This window comes from Flavobacterium sp. GNP008 (assembly GCF_056428965.1).
In genome coordinates this window covers 1-264 of sequence record NZ_JBWJVL010000033.1, presented here as the reverse complement: position 1 = coordinate 264, position 264 = coordinate 1, and the positions used below count along the sequence as shown (strand labels likewise).

General features: G+C 60.6%; 1 protein-coding gene. It reads left to right on the top strand.

Annotation, left to right across the window (positions count from 1 at the left end):
* Nucleotides 1-264, top strand: a 264-nt coding sequence (locus AC0608_RS13770) for an ABC transporter substrate-binding protein (protein WP_478289471.1), incomplete at both ends; no start/stop codon positions are given.

Below are 264 nucleotides of genomic sequence, written 5' to 3'. Positions count from 1 at the left end.
CGTCTGAGCCAGTTCGAACGTGGCGGCACCGCCGTGGTTCCTGGCCTGGCCACCAGCTGGGACGTGTCCCCGGATGGCCTGACGTACACCTTCCACCTGCGCGAAGGCGTCAAGTTCCACACCACCCCGTACTTCAAGCCGACTCGTGAATTCTCGGCCGACGACGTACTGTTCACCTTCAACCGGATGATCAACAAAGACGATCCATTCCGTAAGGCCTACCCCACCGAGTTCCCGTACTTCACGGACATGGGGATGGACACC